This window comes from Candidatus Dactylopiibacterium carminicum, assembly GCF_014736495.1.
In the GTDB taxonomy this organism is placed as follows: domain Bacteria; phylum Pseudomonadota; class Gammaproteobacteria; order Burkholderiales; family Rhodocyclaceae; genus Uliginosibacterium; species Uliginosibacterium carminicum.
In genome coordinates this window covers 56,688-74,072 of the sequence record NZ_MDUX01000012.1, presented here as the reverse complement: position 1 = coordinate 74,072, position 17,385 = coordinate 56,688, and the positions used below count along the sequence as shown (strand labels likewise).

Sequence of the window (17,385 nt, the reverse complement as noted above, 5' to 3'; positions counted from 1 at the left end):
CCACTTGGTTGCCAGCTTAAGGCTTCGAAGTGTCTAGTGAACCGGGGGCGATTCATTCCTTCTTCCCTGTGGTGGTTAACGTCGCCACCGGGCTGGCCACACTGGAGCCCGAGCTTGAAGATGTGTTGCGCTCGCTGGGTGCCTCGCGTCTGGACATCCTCAAGAAGGTCGGCCTGCCGCGTTCGCTGCCGTATTTCTTCGCCTCGCTGAAGGTGGCTGTGACGCTCGCTTTCGTCGGCTCGGTGATTTCGGAGACGGTCGCTTCCAACCTTGGCATCGGTTATCTGATGATGAGCGCGTCCGCCACGATGAACATGCCGCTGGTGTTCGCCGGCCTGTTTGTGATCGGCGCCATGGGTGTGGTGATGTACGAACTCTTCGCGCGTCTGGAGCGCCGGCTGACCGGCTGGGCCACGCGCGGGCAGAACGCCGCCTTGTGATATCGCGCTGGCGGCGCCCGTCGTGCGGGGCCGCCGCTCAGAACGCGATCGGCGCGACCAGGTTGCGCAGCAGCGCCACCACGCTCCAGCCGGCGATGGCGCTGGTCCGCGAATAGATGTCGACCACCGCGTGGACTTCTTCGCCGCGCACTTCGATGCGGTGGTCGTCTCCCTTGAAACCCGGCACGCTGTTGATGCTCACGCACGTGTCCTCGACGCCGGCCGTGGCCAGAGCGGTCGCCACCGCCACATTGACCCGGGTGGGGAGTAGCGCGATGGCCTCGCGCGCATTGCCGGCGAACACCTCGCGCGGCTCCGCCGCATCGAGCAGACCGTCGTCGAACAGCGGGGTGTTGCGCAGCGAGGCAGGACCTTTTTGGGTGGTGATGCTGGCGTCGATGGCGCTCATCAGCGCTGTGGTGCGCAGCACATCGAAGCCGCCGATGGCTCCGGCAGCCAGGTGTACGCGCCGCCCGTGGGTACGGGCGCAGGCTTCCAGGCGGGCGAGGAAGTCCGCGTCGGCCAGGGCGCCGATGGAAAGCAGCACCAGGTTCGACCGCGCCCGCAGCACCGCTTCCGCGATCTCCCGCACCACGCCGGGCGAGGCGGCTTCCACCACGTAGTCCGGCTGCAGGGTGAGCAGTTGTTCGAGACTGTCGCAAGCCACGCAGCCATGCCTGTCGGCCAGGGTGCGCGCGGATTCTGCGCTGCGCGAGAGACAGCCGACGAGTTCGTACTCGGGCAGCAGACCGCGCTGCCAGGCATCGGCCACGATGTTGCCCAGGAATCCGCAGCCGACGATGGCCAGTTTGAGTTTCTGCATGCCGTTTCCTTGTGACGAATGAATGCCCCATTGTGGTGCGTGCCTTACATCGGAGGCCATCGGGGTTTCTCCGGCTGGTCCTCGGGCAGCGTATCGCGGCGCGGCTTCGCCGCCGCTCGTTGTTGCTTGACACCCCGCATGGCCAAGCATAAGTTGCTGCCGGCTTCCGACTGCAAGATAGGAATAAATTCTACATGACGGGCTCGACCGACCGCGGCGGGGCATTCACGGAGAAAGAGGAGACAACCATGCAAAGCAGATGGATCGCGGGCTGCGTGCTCGCGCTCGGGCTGACGGGCAACGCGCTCGCGGCAACCGATTACCCGGACGGTTACACGAAGTGCGCCAAGATCGGCGCGGCCTGCACCATGAGCGGCACCCGTTCGGTGGCGCTGGGCAAGTCGGGCAGCTTCGTCTACGCCACGCTGACCGGCAACTTCACCTGTGCCAAATCCCTGTTCAGCGGCGGAAGCGCCATGCCGGATTCGGCCTGGTGTTCCGTCGGGCCGGCGGCCGGCACTTCATCCTCGGCCAGTTCCTCGGCCGCGTCGTCGAGCAGTTCGTCGAGCAGCGCCAGCTCGGCATCGCAATCCTCGAGTAGCAGCCAGGCCACCAGCAGCAGCAATCCCTATGTGACGGGCTGCGGCACCGAAACCAGTAATCTGGTCGCCAGCAAGGTCTACTACGTCACCCCCACCGCCGGCAGCGGTGGCGCGGGCAGCAGCTTTTCGGCACTGATGAGTCTGACGGAGGCGCTGACCAAGGTTTCTGCCGGGCAGATGGTGTTGCTGCAGCCGGGCACCTATACGGTGCCTTACACGGCCGGGGCGAAGAACACCATCACGCTTTCCAAGTCCGGTTCGTCCGGCGCCAGGATCTATCTGGTGGCGGCCAACTGCGGCAAGGCTGTGGTGGACTTTTCCTTCCCGGAGAACACCTGGGTACAGGACTCCTACGGTTTCTACCTTACCGGCAGCTATTGGTACTTCAAGGGCATCGAGATCACGCGCGCTGGCTACCAGGGCGTGTACGTCACCGGGGCCTACAACACCTTCGAGAACTGCGCCTTCCATAACAACCGCAATAGCGGGCTGGAGATCAACAAGGGTGGCTCCTACACCAAGGTGATCAATTCCGACGCCTACCGCAACTATGACCCGAAGAAGCTGGGCAGCATGGCCGACGGCTTCGCATCCAAGCAGACACAGGGCGCGGGCAATTTCTTCCATGGCTGCCGTGCCTGGGAGAACTCGGATGACGGCTTCGACACCTACGACAGTCCCGAGGCCGTGGTGATCGAGAACAGCTGGACCTTCCGCAATGGTGTGGACGTCTGGGGCTATGGCGGCTTTGCCGGCAATGGCAACGGCTTCAAGCTGGGAGGCAACGCGGCTGTGCAGCGCAACCGCATCGTCAATTCCGTTTCCTTCGGCCATCCCGGCAAGGGTTTCGACCAGAACAACAACGCTGGCGGTGTCACCCTGTTCAACAACACCAGCTATCAGAACGGCATCAACTACGGCTTCTGCAACACGGTGAATTCCGGCGAGACGCACACCTTCCGCAACAAAGTGTCGCTCTCGGGCAAGAATGCGGACAGCATCTGCAATGCCGATTCGAAGAACAATACCTGGAATAGCCTGGCGGCCAGCAGCGCGGATTTCGTCAGTCTGGATACCAACCTCGCCACGCGCGCCCGCGAGGCTGACGGTTCGCTGCCCACCACCAACCTGTTCCGCCTCAGCGCCGGCAGCAAGCTCATCAATGCGGGCGTGAACGTCGGTCTGCCTTACAAGGGAAGTGCCCCCGATCTGGGCGCATTCGAACGGGAATGATCCTGGCCGGATGAAAGAAAAAACGCACGCCGATGGCGTGCGTTTTCTTTTGGCCTCGCGGCGGTGCCTCAGCGGCGATGATGGTGCGGACCAGGGTCGCCACCACCGACCGACCAGTTCAGCATCACGCTGGGGCGCACATAATCCCGGCGTGGCTCGGCAGCGACATCGTCATAGATGATTTCTTCCTCGTCCACCGCGCTGGTCGCCCCGGCGAGCGGCGTCACGCTGAGCGCGATGGAGTCGCCGGGATCGTTGGTCGTGCGGGTGCGGTAGTACTTGCCCGCGTATTCGTATTCCACGTCGTAACCCACCAGTTGCTGGCTCTTCACGTAGCGTGTGCCGCAGCGGCGCACCGTCTGCGTGCTGCCGCGCGCATCGCCATTCACGGCCTGGTCGCCCACCACCGCACCGACGATCACGCCGGCTGCCGTGGCCGCTGTCTTGCCCGAGCCTTCACCCATGGTGCTGCCAAGCAGGCCGCCGGCGATGGCACCCATGATCGAGCCATCGGCCGAACGCTGCGCGGGGACTGCAACCTGTTCGTCGCGGCAGACGCGCTGCGGTGTGCTGACAGTTTCCATGATCGGGGTGCTGGAGATCACCTTGCCGTACTCGGCCGCCTGGCTGGCGCAGGCGACGCAGGCAAGCATCGTCGTCATCAGGATTCGTTTCATGATCCACTCCTTCACGGCGAATTGCCGTGCATGAATCATGAAACGCCTGGCCGTTAAACGGCTCTAGCAGGATGTTTCAGCACTCAACAAGTTGTATCCAGTTGTTGCAGCCGGATTTCCGGCCGTAGCCCAGGGCAGGCTGGATACTGCGATCAATCGGTTGGCCGTCATTCCGGCAACGGCCGGAATCCAGCTGTAGGGTGCGCATTGCGCACCATCCGGAGCATCGCACAACGGGAGGGTGAAATCCGCGTGCGCGGAGCGCACCCTACGCATCTGGATACCGGTGTGCGCCGGGATGACGCCAGCCCGACGGTGCCGGGCTTGTGGCCGGAGGGGGCCACACCGCAGCTCACCCCAGTTTCTTCTTCAGCAGTTCGTTGACCTGTGCGGGTGAGGCCTTGCCCTTGCTTGCCTTCATGACCTGGCCGACCAGCGCATTGAAGGCCTTTTCCTTGCCGGCCTTGTATTCGGCAACGTTCTGCGCGTTGTTGGCGATCACTTCGTCGATGATGGGCTCGATGGCCGAGGCGTCGGTGACCTGCTTCAGGCCCTGCTTCTCGATGATTTCGTCAGCCGACCCGCCTTCCCCGTTCCACAGCGCCTCGAAGACCTTCTTCGCGATGTTGTTCGAGAGGGTGTTGTCGGCAATCCGTGCGATCAGCCCGGCGAGTTGGGCAGCGGAAACAGGGCTGGCGGCAATCTCCAGCTCGGCCTTGTTCAGGCGCGCGGCGAGTTCGCCCATTACCCAGTTGGCGCAAAGTTTTGCAACAAAGGGCTCAGGTTTGCTGATGTTGCCTTTGCCTTCGATCGGGCCCGGAACAGGCGGCAATCCAGTCGCAGCAACACAGTCCTCAAAGTACTTCGCGATAGCAAGAGTAGCCGTTAGCGTAGTCGCGTCATACTGGGTCAAGATGTAGTCGTACTCAAAGCGAGCGCGCATAGCTTCCGGCAGCTCGGGCATCGTCGCGGCGACCTGGGCCTTCCATTCGGCGTCGATCTCCAGCGGCAGCAGGTCGGGGTCGGGGAAGTAGCGGTAATCGTGCGCGTCTTCCTTGGTGCGCATTACGCGCGTCTCGCCCGTGTCCGGATCGAACAGCACGGTGGCCTGCTGGATCCTGCCGCCGTCTTCCAGCGTCTCGATCTGCCACTGGATCTCGTACTCGATGGCCTGTTGCAGGAAACGGAAGCTGTTGAGGTTCTTGATCTCGCGACGCGTGCCGAGCGGCTCGCCCTTGCGGCGCACCGACACGTTAGCATCGCAGCGGAAGCTGCCTTCCTGCATGTTGCCGTCGCAGATGTCGATCCACTGCACCAGTGCGTGCAGGGCCTTGGCGTAGGCCACGGCTTCGGCCGAGGAAGACATATCGGGCTCGGTCACGATTTCCAGCAGCGGCGTGCCGGCGCGGTTCAGGTCGATGCCGGAGCTGCCCTGGAAATCTTCGTGCAGGCTCTTGCCGGCATCCTCTTCGAGGTGGGCGCGGGTCAGGTGCACCACCTTGCTGTAGGCCTTGTCGCCCTCGCCGACCTGGATGGTGATCTCGCCGCCCTGTACCACCGGCAGCTCAAACTGGCTGATCTGGTAGCCCTTGGGGAGATCGGGATAGAAGTAGTTCTTGCGTGCGAATACCGAGCGCGGCGCGACCTCGGCGCCGATGGCCAGCCCGAAGCGGATGGCGCGCTCCACCGCCCCCTTGTTGAGCACCGGCAGCACACCGGGCAGGGCGATGTCCACCGCACTGGCCTGCACGTTCGGCTCGGCGCCGAAGGCAGTGCTGGCGCCGGAAAAGATCTTCGACGCGGTGTTGAGCTGGGCGTGGGTTTCCAGGCCGATGACGACTTCCCAATCGCTGCGCATGGCGGGCTTCCGTGAGTATCTTTGCGAACCGGCGATTTTATCAGGCGCGCCGCCTGCGCGGTGCCGCCGGGGCCCGGGCCAGCGGTGCGAGTTCGGCGAGCCAGGCGTGAATGCGCTCTGCGCTGTGCTGCCAGGTGGGCTCCAGCATCATGGCGTGGCCGGATTCGGGCAGGATCTCGACGGGCAGATGCAGGGCGCTGCCGGTGAGCTCCACCAGATGCGGCGGGATCAGTGCATCGTGGCTGGCACCGAGGATCAGCAGCGGCGGTTTGTGCATGCGCCCGGGGCGGGGCAGATCGAAGCCGCACATGTCCCAGACCGCGCGCATCGATTCCGGCTGCATCCTGGCGAAGCACAGGGCTAGGATCTCGTCGCTGACCGGCTGGTGGAACAGCGCATGGCGTACCGAACTCACCGCCGGACTGGCTCCGCCGATGATGCGGTTCAGGTCGACCAGCACGTCCGGCCGGGTCAGCGCGAGGTTCATCGTGGCCGCCATCAGGCCATGTGGCGGCACCGAGCTGAGCAGCACTGCGCCGGGCAGTTCGTGATGTTCGAGGTATTTCTGCAGCACCAGCCCGCCCATGGAGTGCGCCACCACCAGCGGCGCGACCGGCATCGCGGCGATGATCCCGGCCAGATCGTTCACGTAATCCTGCAGGCTCAGGGTATCCAGCCGCTCGCGCCCCTCGCTGGCGCCATGGCCGCGGAAGGAGAAGGCACTGACCTGCCAGCCTTGTGCGGAAAACCAGGGCAGGTAGTAGGGCTGCCATTGCCAGGCGCCGGAATAGGCGCCGTGCACGAAGAGCAGCGGTCGTTCGCGGGCCGGACCTTCGGCGCTGGCGGCGAGGATTTCCAGGTGTGCAGACATAGGGAGTCTCCTTGCGGTGGCATTCAGGGCCGTGGCTTATGCCTGAATCCCGTTGCGCTGTTTGACGCCAGCCCGGGGCTGGCTGTGGCTGCCTTGCCCTGGCCGATCAGGGCTGGAGGCTGATTTCGAATTCCATGCTGTCGAGCAATTCTCCGTCCGGCCCCAGGATTTCGAGCGCATGCCTGCCCGCCTGGGGAGGCCATGAAAGCAGGCGGCCGCTGCTCAGTGCCTGACCATCCAGGCGCCAGTGCAGGGCCACGGCGCCTTCGGCAGCGAAGGACCAGGGCGCGATCGGCGCGTCTGATGGCAGCACGTAGTGCGCGTCAGCCTCCGGGAAGTCGATGCGGGCGCGGCGCAGGCCCGGCAGCACGCTGACCATGTCCGGCGCCGTACCGGTGATGAAGTATTCGCGCCGTGCGGCTTCCTGCGGCGGTTCGAAACTCACCAGCGCCTGTTCGATGCCCTCCGGCGGCGGTGTCGGGGTCGCTGGCGCGGCGATGCACTGGGCCAGCGTCAGCCAGCGCTGGCGCGCGTCTTCGGCGCGTGCCGGTGCGAACACCAGCGTGTACGGGCCGGCGATGCCGACCAGGACCGGCGCGCCGCCTTCCAGGCCACGGGCCTCCCAGAGGCTGTAATCGCCCAGCAACTGGCGGATGAGCCACGCCGGCGCGGCGGGCCAGACGGATGTCGCGGAGATTCCCGCCAGCCCGGGGAAGACTTGTGCCGGGCGATGATCCAGGCTCGCAAAGCTGCGCCACAGCGCTGCGAGCTGCAGCAGATTCACCGTGCCCGGTGCATCCGCCTCGCCGGCAGGTGCGAAGCCGAGGCGTTGCAGCCGCGCGAGCCAGGCCTCGTGTCCGTTGCGTTGGCGCAGCTGGAGCAGTGCGGCACTGTCATGCAGCTCGAGTGCCGCGCGCAGGCTCAGCCAGTTGGCCTCGAAGTCCCGTTCGGGTTGCGGTTCGGCCAGCCAGGGCAGCCAGCCGCGTGGCAGTGGCGTGGCCGGGCTGGCCCAGCGCTGTTCCAGCGCCAGTGCGGCAGCTGCCGGCGCCCACCAGTCGGCCAGCAGACGGCCACGGGAGACGCCATCGGGCAGGGCCGGATCGAGCGCGCCGATCCAGGCCAGCACTTCGCCGCTGGCGTTGTCGAGCACCAGTGCGGCAGCCCCCGGATCGTGCTGCGCCTGCAGCAGGCCCAGCAGGCGGACCTGCAGCATCGCGTCGATGAGGCTGGTACGTGCCTCGCCCGGATGTTTCAGACTCAGGCGGGCCAGATGGGGGGCCAGTCCGTGGCGTGGCTGGTTGCGCGGTGCGTCCAGGCGTGTGCTGGCCAGCCGTGTGATCTGCGGACACAGGCGCTTTTGCCCCATGCCCTCGGCGAGCACGCAGGCACGGCGCGCCACTACGCCCGGCCGGGCGTTCGGCCCGCGCAGCAGTGCGGCGAGCAGGCTGGCCTGGGTGACGTCCAGTACGGCCGGGCGCACGCCGAAGAGCAGTTCGCTGGCGGCGGTGATGCCCTGCAGGTCGCCCCGGAAAGGCGCGAGGTTGAGATAGGCCTCGAGAATCTGCGCCTTGCTCCACTGCTCTTCGAGTGCCAGCGCGGCCACGCCCTGATCCCATTTCTGGCTCAGGCTGCGGCGGCCGCCATGATCCTTGGGCAGGCGCAGCTCGGGATCGAGCAGGCCGGCGAGCTGCATGGTCAGCGTGGAGGCGCCGCGTGTGGTGTCGCCCCACAGGTTTTGCCAGGCGGCACCTGCGAAGGCCAGCCAGTCCACACCCTTGTGCTGGAAGAAGCGGCGGTCTTCGGCGCGTAGCAGGGCGTCGCGCATCGCCGGCGAGAGCGCTGACAGCGGCGTCCATTGCAGGCGCCGGCCGTGCATGTCCAGGCGCAGGTCGGCCAGCGGTTCGCCGCGACGGTCCACCAGCAAGGCATCGGAGGCGATGTGCGAGGCGCGGACCTGGCTGAAGCTCGGCAGGTTTTCCGCCCTGGCTGCCGTCTGCCACAGCCAGAGGGCGGTGCAGCACAACAGCAGACGGCTTTTCATGATGGGCTCACCGCGTCGTGTCGATGGCTGTCCGCACGGCCTGCACACGCGCCTCTTGCACGCGCGCCGGAATCTGCGTCTTGTCGTCTGTGGCTCGGGCGATCGCGCCGGCATCCACGCTGCGGAAGGCTTCCGCAGCGACGCGCAGGCGCGGCACGGCGGGGCTGGTGTAGTGCTCGAAGCCGGGGCGGCCCTGGGCATCGCATTGCGAGGCGAGCAGCAGGGCTTCGAAACGCTCGGGGCGGCGCAGCAGATCCAGGCGCTCGAGGAAGCGGGCCAGCGCGGGGGGCTGCATCTCGCCGGATTTGTAGACGTTGCCATGCTCGCGCGTGACCAGCACGGCCAGCTCGCGGCAGTCCACGGGCACGCGCAGGCGGGCGCAGACCGCTTCGGTCAGCGGGACGCCGGCGTTTTCGTGGCCGTAGTGGTGCGGCCATTCTGCACGCGGGCTGAGCCCTTTGCCGAGGTCGTGCAGCAGCGCGGCCCAGCGTACCGGCAGGGGGGTGTCGAGCTGCGCGGCGCGGTCTACCACCAGCAGGATGTGGGCGCCGGTATCCACCTCAGGGTGGTATTGCGGTGGCTGCGGCACGCCGAACAGGGCATCCAGCTCGGGCAGGATGCGCGTCAGCGCGCCGCAGTCGCGCAGCACCGTGATCATGCGCGCGGGGCGTTCGTACATCAGGCCCCGGGAGAGCTCCTGCCAGACACGCTCGGGCACCAGGTGGTCGACTTCGCCGGCCTCGACCATGCCGCGCATGAGCGCCAGTGTCTCGGGTGCGACCGCGAAATCGGAGAAACGCGCGGCAAAGCGCGCCACGCGCAGGATGCGCACCGGATCTTCGGCGAAGGCCGGGCTGACGTGACGGAACACGCGTGCGGCGATGTCACGCTGGCCGCCGAAGGGGTCGACCAGCGTGCCGTCGGCCGCTTCGGCCATGGCGTTGATGGTGAGATCGCGGCGGATCAGGTCTTCTTCCAGCGTGACGCTGGCGTCGGCATGAAAGACAAAGCCCTTGTAACCGGGCGCAGTCTTGCGTTCGGTGCGTGCCAGTGCGCATTCCTCGCGGGTCTGCGGGTGGAGGAAGACCGGGAAGTCCTTGCCCACGGGTTTGTAGCCGGCGGCGAGCAGGGTTTCGGGCGTGGCGCCGACGATGACCCAGTCGCGGTCCTGCACCGGCAGGCCGAGCAGGCGGTCGCGCACGGCACCGCCGACGATGTAGGTCTGGAATCCGGTGTTCATCGGCTGGCGGTGTGCTCGTAACGGATGTCGGGTTGCATGTTGGGCCCTTTCAGCCGCAAAGGCAGCGTCTTGCCGCGCAGGCCGGCGAGATCGCGTGTGTCGCCGCGCGCCACGGCGGGCAGCACGTTGGCGCGCAGTTGCAGGTCCAGCCCGGTGGCCAGCAGCGAGCCTTCGCCCTGCCCGCTGATGTTTAGCCAGGAGGCGCCTGCCTGCAGGTTGTTGGTCTGCCAGCGACCCCGGGCGAACACGAAACGCGCCACGATGCTGTCGAAACGGCTGCTTTCGCCTGTGTCCGGCCGGCGCGCGCCCGGCGTGCCGGCTTCGATGTCCGGGCGCAGCTCGCGCAGGCTACGTGCGAAGTCGACCCCATCCAGACGCGCTTGTTCCAGGCGCCAGCGCAGGGCGCCCTTGGCCTGGGCCAGCGGATTGCGGCCGGCGGCCAGTGGCGCTGCGATGCGATAGGAGCCCGAGAGCTTGCCGACCGCCGGCAGGGGCAGGCGGGCTTCGTCGCGCAGGGATTCCAGTGCGATGGTGGAGAACTCGCCGCTGGATTCCAGCCGCCCGCCGGTCGTGTCCAGCAGCAGGTCTCCCTTGAAGCGGCCACCGTGCGCCGAGGCCGTGTAGCCGCTGCTGCTGAAGCGGCCTTTGTCCAGCACGAAGGGGAGCTGCAGGTTCTGCCAATGCACGCCGCCGGCCTGGGCCTCGGCCAGTGTCAGGCGGCCGCTCAGGGCTGCCTCGGGGGGCAGCGGCTGGGCCAGCAGCGCGGGCAGTTCGTCAGGGTCTAGCAAGCTGTCGAAGTCCAGCGCATCTCCCTGCAGGCTCAGCCGGGCTTGCAATGGGCGCAGTCTGGGCAGGCTGGCCTGGGCGGTCAGCCGTTGGTCGCCCTGCGCCAGTTGCAGTGCCAGTTCGCCACCGCGTGCCGGCTGCCAGCTGCCCTGGCCGCCGAGGCCGAGCGTGATCGCCTTGCGCAGTGCCGGGTGTTGCAGGCGGCAGTTGCCGTCCAGCGCGGAAACCCGCCATTGGCCGTCGGCAGGGTTGGCGGAAAGCGTGAAGCCCAGGGTACTGTCGCCATTCAGCGCGCCTTGCGTGAATTGGGCCTGCAGGCGGGCGCTGGCGGTATCGAAGCCTTGCTCGGTGGGAGCCAGGGTGGGCAGTTGCAGCTCTACCTGCAGGCTGCGCGAGCCGTCGCGCGACACCATGCGCGCGGCGAGTGCTTCGCCGCCGATGCGTTTGTCCTGCCAATGCAGCTTCGGCAGGGTGAGCTGCCATTCACGCCGTTCGCCACCGCGTGCGCCGCTGGCATGCATACGCAGGCCGCTCAGTTCGCCGGCGGCGCTGTCCCGGTCCCAGCTCAGCGTGTCTGCGCGCAGTTCGCCACTGATACCCGCGAAGCCTTCCAGCTCGCCGTCAAAACGGGTGGTCATGGCTTCGAGCTGCGCTGCCTTCAGCTCCGGTGACAGCGTCAGGCGGGCATTGCCCTGCAGATTCAGCGCTGCGTCCTGGGGCTGCAGGAAACGCCCCTGCCAGCACAGCCGCGCAGGGCTTCCGATCTGGGGGCGGTCGAGCGTGAGACTGAGGTCGTGCAGTTGGGTCTGGGTGTTGTCACCCCGGTCGAGCAGGTTCAGATCGAGTTTGTCGAGGGCGATGCGTTCCAGCTTCAGCGGCCAGGGCAGGGTGTCGTCGGTGGGAGGGTCGGCCAGCAGGTCGGCGAAATTCCAGCGGCCGTCCCGTTCGCGGATCAGCGCGGCGGAGGAGGGGCCCAGTTCGACAGCGCGAATTTCGACGCGGCCGGCCATCAGCGGCAGCCAGGCCAGGCGCAGGCGCAGTTCGCGGACCTGGGCGACGACATCGGCGCGGCGCGGTTCGGACAGCGTCAGGCGTTGCAGATACAGGGTGGGGCTGGGCCAGGGCAACAGGCGTGGTGCATTCGCCATCACCAGCGTGCGCTGGTAGTGGGTCTTGAAATACTGTTCCAGTTCAACTGCCGCCTGGGCGCCGTCGAAGCGCGCCCAGGCCAGCAGCGATGCCGCCAGCAACAATGCACAGATGCCGCCGAGCACGAGTCCCAGCACGCGCAGCAAGATGGAGTTCGTTCGGGACAAGGCCGGACCTCCGCGAAGAGGGAGGTCGCATCATACCCGAGGGCAAAGCTGTGTCGGATGACGCAGATCGGCTCCCGAACGGCTTGCCGCGCCCCGGGGGGTGCGCCACACTTCGCACCGGCGCCATGACGCGCACATCCGCTTTCAACACAGTCCATTCACCGGGGAGGATCCTGTATGAGCTTCATTTCCGAATTCCGCGAGTTCGCCCTGAAAGGCAACGTCATCGATCTGGCTGTCGGTGTGATCATCGGCGGCGCCTTCGGCAAGATCGTCAGTTCCATGGTCAACGATGTGATCATGCCGCTGGTCGGCGCCCTGATCGGCAAAGTGGATTTCTCGGGCCTGTTCATCACGTTGGGAAGCATTCCCGAGGGCGTGCCAGAGACGCTGGATGCCTTGCGCAAGGCACAGGTGCCGGTGTTCGCCTACGGTGTGTTCCTCACCGAGGCGATCAACTTCACCATCCTTGCTTTCGTGATCTTCGTGATGATCAAGCAGATCAACCGCCTCAAGCGCGAGAAGCCGGACGCTCCGGCAGCCACCCCCGAGGATATCGAGCTGCTGCGCGAGATCCGCGATGCACTGAAGAAGTGAGGTGCGTTCGGGCAGATATCGGGAGTGGCCCCTCGATCTGTCGCCCGGCGATGAAAAACTCCCGGTCGAGGCCGGGGGTTTTCGTTTGTGCGCTGCTCAATGGTTTGAGAAAACGGTCTTGATGCGGGTGCGTCGCCTAGGCGTCCAAGGCCTTGCCGATGACTTCGGCCACGTCGCTGGAGAGCCCCGCCTGTGCCTGGATGCGCTGGAGCTGGGCACGGGCGTGGGCCTGACGTGCGGGGTTGAATTTCTTCCAGCGATCAAAGGTTCGCGCAATGCGTGAAGCCACCTGCGGGTTCATCGGGTCGAGCTGCAGAATCACGTCGGCCGCGAGCTTGTAGCCGGCGCCGTCAGCGGCGTGGAAGTGTTTCGGATTGGCAGCGCAGAAGGCGCGCACCAGCGAGTACACCTTGTTCGGGTTGCGGATGTCGAAGGCCTCGTGTGCCATCAGCGCGCGCACGTCTGCCGTGGTGCCGGGCAGGCGCGAGGTGGCCTGCACCTGCAGCCATTTGTCGACCACCAGCGCTTCGTGTTGCCACTTGGAATAGAAGCTGTCGAGCGCGGCGTGACGCGCCGGGATGTCCAGGTTCGCCAGCGCGGCGAGTGCGGCCATGGTGTCGGTCATGTTGCCGGCTTGTTCGAAGTGGCCGACCACCAGCGCCTGGGCGCCGCCCTCGTCCAGTTCCGCGAGGTAAGAGAGGCAGGAATTGCGCAGTGCGCGGCGTCCGGCCTGCGGCCCCTCCGGCGAATACGGGCCATCTGCCTGGAGCTCGAGATAGGCCGAAAGCAGGGCTTCGCGCAGCTCGCGCGCCAGGTGACGGCGCAAGGCCAGGCGTGCGGCATGGATGGCGTCGGGATCGACGGTTTCCATCTGTTCGCCGAGCACGGTTTCCGAGGGCAGGATCAGGGCCTCTGCGACGAAGGCCGGATCGCCTCCTTCGATGAAGGCCGAGCCGAGCAGACGGGCCACGGCGACGATGTAGGCATCCGGAATCCAGGCGAGCCTGTCGCCCTCGCCGCGCTGGAAGGCTGTCACGCCGGCCAGCAGGATGTCGGTGGCCAGGCGCTGGCCGGCTTCCCAGCGATTCACCTCGTCACTGTCGAAAGCCATCAGGTGCACCAGCTGTTCGGTGGAGTAGGGGTGGTCCAGCACGACCGGGGCGGAAAAGCCGCGCAGCAGCGAGGGCACAGGTTCGGCGTCGATGTCTTCGAACACGAACTGCTGACGTGCTTCGCGCAGCTCCAGCACACGTTGCGTACCCGGGCTTGCAATCGGCGCAGCCGCTCGAAGCGCCCCTCTCCCCTCCGAGGGAGAGGGGATGGGGGAGAGGGGGGCGGTTTCCCCTGCCAGTTTCAGCGGCAGTTCGCGGCCCTCGGCATCCAGCAGACCGATGACGATGGGCAGGTGATAGGGGCCACGCGGAAGATCCAGCCCTTCGGCGGCCATGCGCGCTTCGTAGGGGGTGGGCGGGAACTGCTGTTCGACGTCCAGCGCGTAGCGTCTGGTCGTGGCGTCGAAGTGGCTGCGCACGATCAGACGCGGCGTGCCGGCCTGGTTGTACCAGCGCTGGAATTGCGCCAGATCCTTGCCCGAGGCGTCCTGCATGGCGGCCACGAAATCCTCGCAGGTCACGGCCTGGCCGTCATGGCGCTGGAAGTAGAGGTCCATGCCCTTGCGGAAAGCTGCCGCGCCGATCAGGGTGTGGATCATGCGGATGATCTCCGCGCCCTTCTCGTACACCGTGGCGGTGTAGAAGTTGTTGATTTCGGCGTAGCTTGCCGGGCGGATCGGGTGGGCCATGGGGCCGGCATCCTCGGGGAACTGCGCGGCGCGCAGGCCGAGCACCTCCTGGATGCGCGTGACGCCGCGCGAATGCACGTCCATGCCGAACTGCTGGTCGCGGAAGACGGTGAGCCCTTCCTTGAGCGAGAGCTGGAACCAGTCGCGGCAGGTCACGCGGTTGCCGGTCCAGTTATGGAAATACTCGTGCGCGACCACGCGGTCGATGTTCTGATAGTCGGTGTCGGTGGCGGTGTCCGGACGGGCCAGCACGTACTTGGTGTTGAAGATGTTGAGGCCCTTGTTCTCCATGGCGCCCATGTTGAAGTCGCCGACCGCCACGATCATGTAGTGGTCGAGGTCCATCTCCAGGCCGAACGTGTCCTCGTCCCACTTCATGCTCTTCTTGATCGCGGCCATGGCGTGGTCGCACTGGTCGAGTTTGCCGGGCTCCACGTACACCGCGCAGCGTACGCGGCGCCCCGAGGTGGTGACATAGTGGTCTTCCAGCACGTCAAGCCTGGCGGCCACGCAGGCGAAGAGGTAAGCCGGCTTGGCGAAGGGATCTTCCCAGGTGGCCCAGTGGCGGCCGTTTTCTTCGTCTTCGCTGGCGACCGGGTTGCCGTTGGCGAGCAGCACCGGGAAGGCGGCCTTGTCGGCATGCAGGGTGCAGGTGAATTTCGCCATCACGTCCGGACGGTCCGGATAGAAGGTGATGCGGCGGAAGCCCTGCGCTTCGCACTGCGTGAAGTAGCCGTCCTTGGAGCGGTAGAGGCCCGAGAGCTGGGTGTTGCGGTCCGGTTCGATGCGTACCACGGTCTCCAGCGTGAAGGCTTCGGGTACGTCGGGGATGCTCAGGCAGTCGTCGGCGTACCGGTATTCGGCTGGCGCCAGCGCGCGGCCATCGAGGTGCAGCGATTCGAGTTGCAGCTCCTCGCCGTCCAGCTGCAGCGCACCGCCATCGCCCACGGGGTTGCGGCGGATGTCCAGCTTCGCCGAGACGCGGGCGAAGCCGGCATGTAGGGCGATGTCCAGATGGACCCGCTCCACCAGCCAGGCCGGCGGGGTGTAGTCCTTGAGGAAGATGCTGCGGGGCGTTTGGCTCATGTTCGGGTGTCCGGCAAGTCGAACCGGCAGTTTACCCGAGGCCCGCAGGCGCAGACGCCTTGACACCCATCAAGCGGCACGCCGGATGAGTGTGTTCCTCTGTGCGCCACAAGAAGCCCTCAGGCCCGCTCTCATCACACCAACATTTTGCGAGACCCACATGAGAAAGCCCAATCTTCGACTCAAGCACCTGGCGCAGGAGCACCAGGCAGTGATGCATTTCACGTCGGTGATGCGCGCCGTCCGCCCGGAGAACGATGAAGACCTGCCCGAAGTTGTCCGGCGCATGTTGCAGGTGTTTTCCAGCGATCTGGAGCCGCATTTCCAGGAAGAGGAAGCGCACGTGCTGCCCCTGCTGCGCCAGCATGGCCACACCGCGTTGGCGGATGAAGTGCAGACCCAGCACGACCGCATGCGTGCGATCAACCGCACGCTCGAGTCGGCGCCGAGTGCTGCGCTGGTCGTGGAGTTCGTGCATCTGCTGGAGCAGCACGTAGAGTTCGAGGAAGGCGAGGTGTGGGAAGTGCTGGAAACCTTGCTCGAACCCGAGGAAGCACGCGCGCAGCATTGAGCCTGCCGAGGTGCCGGTCTTCAGGGCCGCCTGTGGGCGGCCTTGTCGTTTGCGTGTGCGGCAAAGCTGCCACCATTCGTCGGTAAGCAGCTACAATCGCCGTCCGTTTTCTGTCTTGCGGCACTGCAACATGACCCGTCCCGACAACGATCTTCTGTTGCGCGCCTTGTTGCGCCAGCCTGTTGATACCACGCCGGTCTGGCTGATGCGTCAGGCAGGCCGTTATCTACCCGAATACCGCGCCACGCGGGCACATGCGGGCAGTTTCATGGATCTGTGCCGCAATGCGAACTTCGCCACCGAGGTCACGCTGCAGCCCCTGTCCCGCTTCCCGCTGGACGCCGCCATCCTGTTCTCCGACATCCTCACGGTGCCGGACGCCATGGGGCTGGAGCTTTCCTTCGCCGAGGGCGAGGGGCCGCGCTTCGCCAAACCCTTGCGCGAAGAGGCGGAGATCCTCGCGCTGACGCCGCCACCAATGGAGAAGCTCGCCTACGTCTTCGAGGCCGTGACCTCCATTTCCCGCGCGCTGGACAACCGTGTGCCCCTGATCGGTTTCTCCGGCAGCCCGTTTACGCTGGCTTGTTACATGATCGAAGGCGGTGGTTCCGACGATTTTCGTCGCGTGAAGGCGTTGATGTACAGCCGCCCCGAGCTGCTGCACCACATCCTGGACGTCAATGCCCGCACCGTCACCGAATACCTCAACCAGCAGATCGCGCACGGCGCGCAGGCCGTGATGGTGTTCGATACCTGGGGCGGCATCCTCACCAGTGCTGCCTATGAGGCTTTCTCGCTGGAATACATGCGGCGCATCGTTGCGGGCCTGAAGCGTGAGCAGGACGGCCAGCGCATTCCCGTGGTGCTGTTCACCAAGGGCGGCGGGCAGTGGCTGGAAGGCATGGCTGATACCGGTTGCGATGCGCTGGGGCTGGACTGGACCGTCGATCCCGCCGCCGCTCGTGCGCGTGTCGGCCACCGTGTGGCCCTGCAGGGCAATCTGGACCCTGGCGTGTTGATGGGTACGCCGGCCGAGGTCGCCCGTGAAGCGCGTCGGGTGCTCGATGCCTTTGGCCCCGCGCCGGGTCACGTCTTCAACCTCGGTCACGGCATCTCGCAGTACACGCCGCACGATAACGTGCGAGTGTTGGTGGAAACCGTACATCACTACAGCCACGTGCTGCACGCCAACGCGCCTGCCTGAGCCTGCCCAAGGCGTGGTTTCAGGGCTTTAGGAACCAACCAGGTGCTGACTTATGCACAGTTTCGGCGCCTGTTTTCCACGGATTTCCCCACGCGCCCTGCAAACCGTGAAATCTCCAGGGTTTGTGTAGCAAGTTGCTGATTTACTTATGAATTGATGTTGCTATCGGCGCCATAGCATGAAATCGAAGCGCTCCGCAAGCCTTGGTCCGTAATGTCATCCACAGCCGATTCCCACAT

At 65.9% G+C, this 17,385-nt stretch carries 13 protein-coding genes; 5 read left to right on the top strand and 8 right to left on the bottom strand.

The features are described from left to right. Nucleotides 1–29: 29 nt before the first annotated feature. Complete coding sequence (locus BGI27_RS05665; RefSeq protein WP_223871621.1) at nucleotides 30–440, top strand: ABC transporter permease; 411 nt, start codon at nucleotides 30–32, stop codon at nucleotides 438–440. Nucleotides 441–477: 37 nt separating this feature from the next. On the opposite strand, the gene BGI27_RS05660 is transcribed toward BGI27_RS05665, so the two are convergent. After that, a complete protein-coding gene (locus tag BGI27_RS05660; protein ID WP_095523920.1) occupies nucleotides 478–1,263 on the bottom strand; it encodes an aspartate dehydrogenase domain-containing protein in 786 nt (261 codons plus the stop codon). A gap of 248 nt (nucleotides 1,264–1,511) precedes the next feature. Between BGI27_RS05660 and BGI27_RS05655 the strand changes: the two genes are divergently transcribed. Beyond that, nucleotides 1,512–3,098: a right-handed parallel beta-helix repeat-containing protein gene (locus tag BGI27_RS05655; protein WP_223871620.1), complete on the top strand. Its 1,587-nt coding sequence runs from the start codon at nucleotides 1,512–1,514 to the stop codon at nucleotides 3,096–3,098. Between the two features lie 68 nt (nucleotides 3,099–3,166). Here BGI27_RS05655 and BGI27_RS05650 read toward each other — a convergent pair whose 3' ends face one another. The 6 genes from BGI27_RS05650 to BGI27_RS05625 form a co-directional block, all read right to left on the bottom strand. Further along, the gene (locus BGI27_RS05650) at nucleotides 3,167–3,775 is read right to left on the bottom strand and encodes a glycine zipper 2TM domain-containing protein (protein WP_170942940.1); all 609 of its coding nucleotides are present in this window, start codon (nucleotides 3,773–3,775) and stop codon (nucleotides 3,167–3,169) included. A gap of 352 nt (nucleotides 3,776–4,127) precedes the next feature. Then, a complete protein-coding gene (gene gatB / locus BGI27_RS05645; RefSeq protein WP_095523918.1) occupies nucleotides 4,128–5,633 on the bottom strand; it encodes an Asp-tRNA(Asn)/Glu-tRNA(Gln) amidotransferase subunit GatB in 1,506 nt (501 codons plus the stop codon). A 40-nt stretch (nucleotides 5,634–5,673) separates the two neighbouring features. Next, entirely contained in the window at nucleotides 5,674–6,504 is an 831-nt protein-coding gene (locus BGI27_RS05640; RefSeq protein WP_095523917.1) for an alpha/beta hydrolase, read from the bottom strand. Between the two features lie 106 nt (nucleotides 6,505–6,610). After that, nucleotides 6,611–8,545 carry a transglycosylase domain-containing protein gene (locus BGI27_RS05635; RefSeq protein ID WP_170942941.1) on the bottom strand — a complete coding sequence of 645 codons (1,935 nt, stop codon included), beginning with the start codon at nucleotides 8,543–8,545 and terminating at the stop codon, nucleotides 6,611–6,613. Nucleotides 8,546–8,552: 7 nt separating this feature from the next. Then, on the bottom strand, nucleotides 8,553–9,785 hold the full coding sequence (locus BGI27_RS05630) for a multifunctional CCA addition/repair protein (protein WP_095523915.1): 1,233 nt from the start codon (nucleotides 9,783–9,785) through the stop codon (nucleotides 8,553–8,555). Then, nucleotides 9,782–11,887: an AsmA family protein gene (locus tag BGI27_RS05625; RefSeq protein ID WP_095523914.1), complete on the bottom strand. Its 2,106-nt coding sequence runs from the start codon at nucleotides 11,885–11,887 to the stop codon at nucleotides 9,782–9,784. The genes BGI27_RS05630 and BGI27_RS05625 overlap by 4 nt, the downstream gene beginning before the upstream one ends. 177 nt (nucleotides 11,888–12,064) lie before the next feature. Here BGI27_RS05625 and mscL point away from each other — a divergent pair, with 177 nt between their 5' ends. Further along, nucleotides 12,065–12,484, top strand: a complete 420-nt coding sequence (gene mscL / locus BGI27_RS05620) for a large conductance mechanosensitive channel protein MscL (RefSeq protein ID WP_095523913.1) — start codon at nucleotides 12,065–12,067, stop codon at nucleotides 12,482–12,484. A gap of 136 nt (nucleotides 12,485–12,620) precedes the next feature. Here mscL and pepN read toward each other — a convergent pair whose 3' ends face one another. Next, nucleotides 12,621–15,371 carry an aminopeptidase N gene (pepN, locus tag BGI27_RS05615; protein WP_095523912.1) on the bottom strand — a complete coding sequence of 917 codons (2,751 nt, stop codon included), beginning with the start codon at nucleotides 15,369–15,371 and terminating at the stop codon, nucleotides 12,621–12,623. A 160-nt stretch (nucleotides 15,372–15,531) separates the two neighbouring features. Here pepN and BGI27_RS05610 point away from each other — a divergent pair, with 160 nt between their 5' ends. Then, entirely contained in the window at nucleotides 15,532–15,942 is a 411-nt protein-coding gene (locus BGI27_RS05610) for a hemerythrin domain-containing protein (protein WP_170942942.1), read from the top strand. 130 nt (nucleotides 15,943–16,072) lie between these two features. Then, on the top strand, nucleotides 16,073–17,146 hold the full coding sequence (gene hemE / locus BGI27_RS05605) for a uroporphyrinogen decarboxylase (RefSeq protein ID WP_095523910.1): 1,074 nt from the start codon (nucleotides 16,073–16,075) through the stop codon (nucleotides 17,144–17,146). Nucleotides 17,147–17,385: the final 239 nt, after the last annotated feature.

Coding starts and splice junctions, on each gene's coding strand:
- BGI27_RS05630 (WP_095523915.1), bottom strand. CDS start 9,785: ATGAACACCGGATTCCAGACCTACATCGTCGGCGGTGCCGTGCGCGAC.
- pepN (WP_095523912.1), bottom strand. CDS start 15,371: ATGAGCCAAACGCCCCGCAGCATCTTCCTCAAGGACTACACCCCGCCG.
- gatB (WP_095523918.1), bottom strand. CDS start 5,633: ATGCGCAGCGATTGGGAAGTCGTCATCGGCCTGGAAACCCACGCCCAG.
- BGI27_RS05610 (WP_170942942.1), top strand. CDS start 15,532: ATGAGAAAGCCCAATCTTCGACTCAAGCACCTGGCGCAGGAGCACCAG.
- BGI27_RS05640 (WP_095523917.1), bottom strand. CDS start 6,504: ATGTCTGCACACCTGGAAATCCTCGCCGCCAGCGCCGAAGGTCCGGCC.
- BGI27_RS05650 (WP_170942940.1), bottom strand. CDS start 3,775: ATGAAACGAATCCTGATGACGACGATGCTTGCCTGCGTCGCCTGCGCC.
- hemE (WP_095523910.1), top strand. CDS start 16,073: ATGACCCGTCCCGACAACGATCTTCTGTTGCGCGCCTTGTTGCGCCAG.
- BGI27_RS05635 (WP_170942941.1), bottom strand. CDS start 8,545: ATGAAAAGCCGTCTGCTGTTGTGCTGCACCGCCCTCTGGCTGTGGCAG.
- BGI27_RS05660 (WP_095523920.1), bottom strand. CDS start 1,263: ATGCAGAAACTCAAACTGGCCATCGTCGGCTGCGGATTCCTGGGCAAC.
- mscL (WP_095523913.1), top strand. CDS start 12,065: ATGAGCTTCATTTCCGAATTCCGCGAGTTCGCCCTGAAAGGCAACGTC.
- BGI27_RS05655 (WP_223871620.1), top strand. CDS start 1,512: ATGCAAAGCAGATGGATCGCGGGCTGCGTGCTCGCGCTCGGGCTGACG.